Origin of the sequence: Cerasicoccus arenae, from assembly GCF_014651635.1 — a bacterium.
Classification (GTDB): domain Bacteria; phylum Verrucomicrobiota; class Verrucomicrobiia; order Opitutales; family Cerasicoccaceae; genus Cerasicoccus; species Cerasicoccus arenae.
On record NZ_BMXG01000015.1, the window covers coordinates 96,637 to 105,374 of the forward strand.

The window sequence follows — 8,738 nt, forward strand, 5'->3', positions numbered from 1 at the left end:
CAAAAATACTACTGATCGGCTTTCCACCTAGACGATTTAGATAGACCTGCCATGGGGTCGAAGGATGATTCAGCTTATAAAGCTTTGGTCCTTGTCGGCGTCTTCCCATTCATTGAACGATAATTGACAATGAAACGTTCGAGAGTGGATATTTTGAAAAAATTGCTCCGAATGCGCCAAAGTCGAATTTCGGGCACGAAAAAAACCGCAAGATTAGTATCTATGCTGGTTGTAGCGCTGTTTTTCGTTTTGGACAGGCTATTTAAATGGTACCCCCCCGCGGACTCGAACCGCGAACCAATTGATTAAGAGTCAACTGCTCTACCAATTGAGCTAGGGAGGCATGTTATTGACTTACAAAGACTTATGTTTCCGACTATTATTGGTCTTTTGACGTTTACGCGTCCGATTTATACGCTGCGGTCATCTTTTGTAAGACGAGCACATTTTAAAACCAAGTGCATATCGATCAAAATTGTCGAGAATCTTTGTAAGAACAAGGAAAGCGGGCGATACTACGTTCGAGTGAATCTCAGTCAAGGGGTAAAAATAAAAAATCTACTTTAAGTATTTGCGGCCAATTGAACAGTTTCTCTGAGGGATATACTCATGGACGCATTAGGTTATTCTGAACAAACTGGGGTAGTGGTGGAAGTGGCATTAACTCTTGGTGTTTTGGTGGGCATTTTGCGAATCAGCTCATAGGTACATTTCAAGTTGATCGGTTCGATTTCTGGGTTGGACAGAATTAGGGCCTCGGTTGTCGGTTTCCATTAGGTAATGGCGTTTTTTTGCGATAGCCGGAGAGTCTGGCTCTGAATCGAGTGGGTTGTCCTGACTTACTGAGTGCGGCTTGTTCGGCATCGCCGTTGTGACTCGTTGCGTCTCAATAATCCATTCCAAGAGTTTCTTCCGGCAATCATGTACAACACCCTGAAAGGCAGTGTCATGGTAGAGGTTTTTAGTTTCATTCGGGTCTTTCTCTATGTCGTAGAGTTCTCCAGTGTTTACTCCATCAAATTGTGATTCCTGGTAATGGACGAAGCGCCAATTCTTCCAACGTATAGCTTTGCTCCAGACATTCTCGGTGACTGCGGTATTGCGGACGGGTTCTTGGCTCCCCTTTAACGCAGTTGAGAGGTCGTGGCCATCAGTGCTATCCATCGCTGGTAATTTGCAAATTGAGCATAAGGTTGGGGCGATGTCGATATTCTCAGCTAAACTGGAATAGACGGTGTTTTCAGCCGTGACTCCCGGCACCCGCCACAGCATCGGAACGCGGCAAACTGCCTCTGAGCAAATGCCGGGTGCCTTTTCTTCAATGCCATGGATACCGTGATAGGCTCCGTGGTCGCTGCCGTAGACAACGATCGTGTTCTTGGCGAGACCACTCTTCTCAAGGAAATTGAGGAGCTGACCGAAAACGTCATCTATTTGCGTGATACATGCTAGAGTTCCGCGCCAAGCACGTCGCGCACCATCTTCAAAAGAGTCACCCTCAGCGGCGAAGTCCCATGACGCATCTCGGAATTGTTGGAATGCTTTCTGGAAATGGGGAGGCCGATGAGAGGGGTCCTGATTAAAAGTTTCCGGGAGTTCAATCGATTCAGGATACATATCCCAAAACTGTTGATTTGGCAGCAATGGATGATGGGGCTTTTGAAAGTCTAACTTAACGCAAAACGGCTTATCGGACTGTTCACCCATGAATTGAATCGCACGCTGTAGGCACCACATCTCCATGGTATGTTCGTATGGGAGCTCAGAGGGCTTGGCGTCATGTGTAATCGACGGTTTTCCATAGTTCCAAGGGTTATGCCAGCTGTCTTCTTTGTCCCGTAATCCGAGTTCTGTGAGGTGGCTGATGTATTTTGATTCTCCTATCGTGCCATCAATGGTTTCATAAGCATCGCCAAAATAGTCTACATCGTCAGCAATCCAGTTGCGTGGTGACTCGGGTAGATGCAGTTTTCCAAGGGCGGCAGTACGGTAGCCATGGTTTCGGAAATGCCGGAGGAAATTATTTAATCCAGTAGGTGCTGGCCCGGAGAGTCCATAATAGCCATGATTATGACAATATTGTCCGCTGAGAATACTAACGCGGCTTGGCGTGCAAATCGGATTTTGTGTGTATGCTGACGTAAAACGCACGCCTTCGGAAGCAAAGTGATCCAGATGCGGCGTGATTACTTGAGAATGTCCAGCGCATCCCATCAGGTCGGCATTATGTTGGTCCGCAAGGACCATAATTACGTTATACATCAATTTGAGCTTTTACTTTTTAAACGAGCGGATGAAGTCCCAGCGCTTATACGGTAGCCAGTTTATGGCTTATGATTTCGTGTGGCATAATGCTGTTTTCCGATGCATAAGCAGCTGCCTTTCCGACATTTTCTCCCATCAGTACTGCGTTGCCAGTTACTCGGTAACTTGCGTGGGCAAAGAAGTCTCCACTGATGCACCGACCGGCCATCATCAAGCCATTCACATCGGCGGCAATTGCGGCGCGAAGTGGGATTTGGTAAGGGACGATTTCTAAATCCATGTCCGAATAGCCTTTTCCCTGCCTGGGATTCGTTGAGTGGACATCGACGCAAAACGTCGCTTCGCAAATGCAGTCTTCATGCTTACGGCCCTCCAATAAGTCCTCGATTGTAACCCTGTATCGGCCATGGATGCGACGTCCTTCGCGTATACCTATCTGTCCTGCTGTTGCAACTAGGCTTATGTTATCCCAAGGGGGGCCGGATTCTTTGAGTGTACGGATGATGGAATTGAGTTCTCTGCGCGCATTCAACGTCGCCTTAGTAACGTCTTCTGCATTGATGCCGAGGACTCCGTACTCATGGTTTGCCATTAGCGCAAAAAGACCGTCGCGGATGCGGAACAGCGTCGGAGATGCATAGGAGGGGGAGTGTCCATGCGCTTTTAGGTGATTAAATAATCGGCTCTTTGCGTGCTCTTTTTCATCTCCAGAGGTCTCTTCGAAAAATTCCTTTATTTTCTCTGGATCGAGGCCGGTGAGCAAGGCCATCAGGCTCATGGGTTGAGTTTCTTTCGACTCTGGATGTCCCATGTCGAATCCGCATCCCGCTTGTGCGGCAAGATCTCCATCCCCAGTCGCATCAATAAAGACATTGGCTGACCACGCTTCACGCCCTGATTTTGATTCCGAAATGACATGGCTCAGACGTCCTTCATCATCGACATGGGCTGCAACAATTCGGCTGTGGAGTCTAACATGGATACCCGCTTCCACGACCATTTCTTCCAGCAGACATTTCATGATTTCCGGATCGTAAGCCGAGGAGCGCTCACCGGCACGTGTTATGGCCCGCCCGCCGGCTTGCTCAAGGCGCTGAAGGATTTCTGCCATTATGCCGGACTTGTTCTTGTAGTCGATGAGCCAGCTTAGACAGCCAGCTGTCCACACGCCCCCAAGGCATCCGTGGACTTCGATTAGGGTCGTTTTAGCGCCAGAGCGAGCGGCGGCCAAGGCAGAAGCGACGCCAGCGGGGCCTCCACCGCATATCAGCACATCGCATTTTTCGACGACCGGGCTGGAGAAGCTCTCAAATAAAGTTTTTTGCATCCGTTTCCTTAGTAGAATCACGGATCATTTTTGCTGATCTTATCTACTAATCCAATGAAACGAAATGTAGATTAGTTGCACGCTCTTGATATTTCTGGTGCGAAAAGCTTAGTTGGATTTACGGATTTAACCGATATTCTCGTGGGCTTTTACCTGAGTATTTAGTGAAAACTCTGGTGAAGTATGCAGGGTTGGGCACCCCAACCGAGCTTGCAATGTCGGCTATGGAAATCTGGGTGTCGCGTAAGAGCATACTAGCGCGTTCCATCCGTAGATTGTTCAAGTAAGTTACTGGGCTAATGCGGTAAGCCTTTTTGAATGTACGGCAGAGGTGCGGATAGCTGTAGCCGAGCTTGGACATATGTACCTCAAGAGAGAATTGATCAGGAGTTGGGTCCTGTACCATGATGTTCAGGAGATTGCGCACTTTCTCTGCCGTATGATTCTTGTTGGAGTTCTGGTTCGTACTGGGGAAGTAATCCTCTTGCTCGCCGAGAATTTCGATTAGTAATTCCATCATGATTGCTCTACAGGTTGAGCGCTCCCTCGGGGTGCCGAAGTTCCAGCGCTCATTGAGTCTGGAAAAGAGCTGAAACGCGGTCGCTGGTGCCTTGATTTTGCCGCGCAGTATGTTCGACGGAATAAAGTCTGGTGCTTCGCGTAGATGCGTGGGGTTGGGCGTGCCGGGCAAATAACAGACAAGGGGAATGTTTCCATACTGAACGGAATCGTTGTATGCCCAGTCGAAGTGAACCCAATGAAAGGTCACGGCTTTGCGTGAAGTTTGGACTGCCGAATGGGGCTTTCGTGGTGGCTTGATGATGTAGCTATTTGCTCCATTCATAAACACTTCCCCGTCAATCGTAGTACGGCATTCCCCCTCGCTAATCAGCAATAATTCATGATCATAGATGATGCGGCGCGGACCGGTCCATTGGTTGAAAGAGCCTTGTCCTACCCGATGAATATGAGGAGAAATGAGGTCAAGAAAATGGGGCATGATTTAGTAACGAGTCGTTAAAGCAACTATTTGTATGCTTTAGGGGTGTAGCGGATTATCTATCGAAAAAATCAAAATGGTGCAAGTTATCAACACATTTTTGTTTGGAGAAATATTCATTTTTACCTGATTATTGGACAAGTGTTTCCCTTCTAAGCATACCTCGAACTCAACATCTCATGCGTCGATTCATTATTTTGAAACCCCTATATTTTAACACACTTGTGATTGCCCTGACTTCTTTTTTGCTGTCTCCACATTTGAGTGTCGGAGAGCCGATTCAACTCCCCAATGCGGACTGGGCCTTTGAGGCCAGTGCACCTGAATTAGCCGCCAATGAGGCAGTTTGGATTGAGTTGCGAGACGCGCAAGGCGAACGCCTTTACCGCCTCGGACTAAATGGTAATCAGGCGATTTTACAGCATTGGAAGTCTGGTGATTGGGTGAAGCGATGGAACGAGAAAAGGGTTGATGATATACCCTACGATTTTGCCGTTATTCGCGTTGGAAACCGCCTATTCTTTGAGGCTGGGGGAAAAGGCGTTATTCGTGCCGTGGAGGAAATTAACGCTTCACAGGTCCCCGTCATTCTGGATGGCACAGTACGCCGCGCCACGGACTCTCAGGCTGCGATGTCAAATGTTAGCTACCGTACGCCACTGCGTGAAGCAGCAGAGGAGAGCCCGCCGGCAACCATTACTGACACCGCCTTCGCCTGCTACCTACCTTGGTTCCCCGCAGATTACACTGCTCTGGGATACCAGCGACAATATGATTTTCCGGTGATTCCGCTTTTGCCAAATCCGGACTATGATAATGTCACTGCCCAATATGAAATCATGCACGCGAGTGGGATCGATGTCGTTTCGGCGGACATCGTTTTCTTCAACACTGATCGAGTTCGTGCTGGCGCGGTTATTTTCAAAAGGCTACTCGATTCTATTCCAGGAGATGGGAGTGATACTGTCAAAATCGTACCAATGTTGGAGCTTAAGGACATTGATGCCGCGATTGATGGAACGATTTATTTATTGGATCGATTTGGTGATGATCCGCGCTGGTTTAAGATTGATGGGCGTCCGTTTATTCTGACTTACCATAACGGGGCTCACATGGATATGACGCCGGAGCTATGGACGAAGTTGACTAGCAAAGTGCGAGCGTCTGGTTTCGACCCAGTTTGGATTTACAATTTTGGAGGCATCAAAGTCGCTCTTTCTGGCACAGTGGATTTGGACGAGGCCAGAGAAATCGCCAAGGTCTCAGACGGTGTTTTCCATTTTAGTGGTTCCTCGCTGACAGATGCTGGCCGATTCCCGGGCTATGCGCGTCAACACTTAGGCGATGATTTTCCTGATTTGATCGTTGGGGGATCCATACACCAAGGCTATTATTCCAATCGCACTTATAACCGGAATGTTATCTCAAATCGCCACACCGCCGAGTTGCGCGAAATGTGGAATTTTGTGAAGGCGGGCAATCCCGATTTCGTTCATTTAACCACATGGAATGACTACAACGAGGCGACCACATTTTGCCCTTCCTACTCAGATATCGGAGCGAGACTGGAGATTGTCCAACGTATGCTTTCGGACTATTTTAAGCAGCCACTGCCAAAGGGGAAATCTGGAGAGCCCGAGCTGGTTCTTTCTTATCGAAAGGAAATGTATCCGGGAGAACCGCTTGAGTTGGAAGTCTTGCCGCTTCCCAGTGAGTTGGGGCCTAAGAAAGGGCGTGTGACGGTTATCGTGAAGACTGCAAGTGGTGAGACATTGATGGAGGAGACTAGCCCTGAAATTGATTTTACATCAATGGAGCCTTGGTACTGTGGAGTCGATATTCCATCCGATTTTCCAGCACCGACCGTTTTGCGAATAAGTGCAACATATCAAGGAGCCAAAAGTAGCTCAATTGATTACGCAAACCTGCCAGACATTTTTATCGCACAGACGTCCAGTTATGGGGATCAGCTGTACTATTCGATTCCGTTACATCGCCTTGCTAAGGCCGCCGATGGCTTGAGTATCGTTGTCAATGGAGTGGGGCAGGGCAAGGTCACCGGATCGGGTCTCTACAGTATCGCATACGATGTTCAGCAAGAATCAGCTCTGGTTGCTGCCTCAAAGAGAGGACATTTAATGCGTTTTTTAGCTCCATTGGATGTATCTGGTGCGGAAGTTTCGCAGCTCAATACTCAAGTGGTGCTCGAACCGAAGACGGCTGATATGCCGAAAAGTTCCGCTGAGTGGCAGACGCGTTGGATCACTGCAGAGCGTGGTGCCGATTATTTTGCGGCGGTTGCCCAATTTCCAGATGGCAGTTGGGCCTACTCTCCAACGGTCATTGCGGAGCCAATTGTGTCGACTCAAAATCTGATGGCAGAATGGGTCTTCACCGGGCCCAAGCCAGCCTTGATGGGCAATGTTAAAGGCCTTGATAAACCTCAGGACATCATTGCAGACCGATCAATATACGGGCACGATCTTGTCATTCCGGAGGACATGGGTTCTACCTTTATCGACTTGCCAGGTAATGGTCGGGCACTGCGATTCGATGGTCGCACTATATTGAAGTCCGAACACGATACGGCGGCTAATGGCCCAGTGGCAGTCGAGGCGCTTTTTCGTCTGACCGAAACCGGCCGCTATCAAGTGATCGCAATGCAACGTGGCGCACAGGCCACATTGGTGGTTGAGAAAGATGGCCGTTTGGCAGCATTAAGGCTACCGGAAAATCGCCGCCATCCCAATCCTTTTGTTAAGGCGTTCAGCAAGGAGCCACTTGAGGCCGGGCGCTTTTACCATGCGGTTATCAGTTATAATGGCCGGGAGCTTTCACTTTATCTGGATGGAGAATTTCAGGATAGCATTGCATGCATCGGCACTCGTTCTACCGAAGGGTTTGCATTAGGTGGGCCAGCTGGTAATCCTCTCGTTACCAAAGCCGTCGATGAAATGCCTGCCAATGGCTTCTTCACCGGTGATATGGTTAAGTTCTCAGTTTATGGTCAGGCAATATCTGCCGATGAAGTGGCAATATTAAACCAAAACGCACAGTTACTGCCCTTTTGGGAACGATAAGAATAATATTATGAAATATACACGAATCCTACCCTTACTTTTTGTCTCCCTGTTTTTTGGCCTGAGCTTACGCGCTGAATGGTCGTTATACGATGGTTTTGACTACAATACCAAGCTTCTGGATGGTGCTGATGGTGGTGTCGGTTCTTGGACATCCTATTGGCGTCGTAGCGGGGCTGGTGGCGTCGAATTAAAATCACCAACCTTTACCTATAAGGATCGATCGGGTAAGTCGCTTAATGTCTTGGGGGAATACACGTCGGTCAAAGGCGCTACCACTGCTGGTACCTATCGTGATTTCGAGGCGATAGAAGCAGGTAATGATGAGCCGTTAGTTATGTGGGTATCTTTTCTGGCTAGCGCTGAGGGGGGACCTTTTGATGCCAGTGGCGACGAAGTTTCTCTTCAATTGCGTAGCCCGGAGAACGTTGATTGGGTCACCTTTGGCGTAATGGGGCGTTTGGATGCTTGGAGAATTCGCCTCAGCAATGGCTCGCAGAAAAAATTTACGGAGGGCGCTTCTGGGATCTACACCAATGATGTTAATTTTTTCGTCGCACGCATCGAAGTCGATACTCGTGAAGGAAAAAGCGATTCAGTATTCCTATGGATCAATCCTCTACTCGGTCGACAGCCTGATGACAGCGCCGCTGCGTTAAAGGTAGATGGTGAGGACATATGGAAACCAAATGCGCCGGTGAAATTCACACGCATGAGAATTGGGACCATTAATTCGGAGGATCCTGAGGACAAAGCACTTCTCTTTGACGAAATTCGAATTGGTGCGAGTTTTCAAGAGGTGGCACCAGAAAAGTAGTCTAGTGTGGCATCAAATTTGTGCAAGAATCACAGCTTTTTTTAACCTGTCATGACGAGAAAATCGTTTATTATGCCTGATAGATAGCCATATTGCTGAATGTTAGCCGGATTGCATTTATTTGATGTTCAGTCCTCCAAAAAACAAAACACCTACCCTAATTGATTATGAATAACCGCGTTTCACTCATTTCGACCCTATCAATTCTTGGCCTTGGAGTCGTCGCTCAAGCCAATCCAATTTTGTACG

General features: G+C 48.3%; 5 protein-coding genes and 1 tRNA gene. 2 read left to right on the forward strand and 4 right to left on the reverse strand.

The window, feature by feature from the left end; translation table 11 throughout:
• Positions 1-267 precede the first annotated feature (267 nt).
• The 4 genes from IE065_RS12465 to IE065_RS12480 all read right to left on the reverse strand — a co-directional run bounded on the left by IE065_RS12465 (position 268) and on the right by IE065_RS12480 (position 4,592).
• Positions 268-343: transfer RNA gene (locus IE065_RS12465), tRNA-Lys, on the reverse strand.
• 356 nt (positions 344-699) lie between these two features.
• A complete protein-coding gene (locus IE065_RS12470; protein WP_189515563.1) occupies positions 700-2,262 on the reverse strand; it encodes a sulfatase family protein in 1,563 nt (520 codons plus the stop codon).
• Positions 2,263-2,308: 46 nt separating this feature from the next.
• Positions 2,309-3,592 carry an FAD-dependent oxidoreductase gene (locus tag IE065_RS12475; RefSeq protein ID WP_189515565.1) on the reverse strand — a complete coding sequence of 428 codons (1,284 nt, stop codon included), beginning with the start codon at positions 3,590-3,592 and terminating at the stop codon, positions 2,309-2,311.
• A gap of 118 nt (positions 3,593-3,710) precedes the next feature.
• The gene (locus tag IE065_RS12480; protein WP_189515567.1) at positions 3,711-4,592 is read right to left on the reverse strand and encodes a helix-turn-helix transcriptional regulator; all 882 of its coding nucleotides are present in this window, start codon (positions 4,590-4,592) and stop codon (positions 3,711-3,713) included.
• 224 nt (positions 4,593-4,816) lie between these two features.
• Here IE065_RS12480 and IE065_RS12485 point away from each other — a divergent pair, with 224 nt between their 5' ends.
• Both IE065_RS12485 and IE065_RS12490 read left to right on the forward strand, forming a co-directional pair.
• Positions 4,817-7,672 carry a LamG-like jellyroll fold domain-containing protein gene (locus tag IE065_RS12485; protein ID WP_200163311.1) on the forward strand — a complete coding sequence of 952 codons (2,856 nt, stop codon included), beginning with the start codon at positions 4,817-4,819 and terminating at the stop codon, positions 7,670-7,672.
• Positions 7,673-7,682: 10 nt separating this feature from the next.
• Complete coding sequence (locus IE065_RS12490) at positions 7,683-8,489, forward strand: hypothetical protein (RefSeq protein ID WP_189515571.1); 807 nt, start codon at positions 7,683-7,685, stop codon at positions 8,487-8,489.
• Positions 8,490-8,738: the final 249 nt, after the last annotated feature.

Excerpts from the sequence above, each read along its gene's own strand:
- IE065_RS12470 (WP_189515563.1), bottom strand. The coding sequence starts at position 2,262 with ATGTATAACGTAATTATGGTCCTTGCGGACCAACATAATGCCGACCTG.
- IE065_RS12475 (WP_189515565.1), bottom strand. The coding sequence starts at position 3,592 with ATGCAAAAAACTTTATTTGAGAGCTTCTCCAGCCCGGTCGTCGAAAAA.
- IE065_RS12480 (WP_189515567.1), bottom strand. The coding sequence starts at position 4,592 with ATGCCCCATTTTCTTGACCTCATTTCTCCTCATATTCATCGGGTAGGA.
- IE065_RS12490 (WP_189515571.1), top strand. The coding sequence starts at position 7,683 with ATGAAATATACACGAATCCTACCCTTACTTTTTGTCTCCCTGTTTTTT.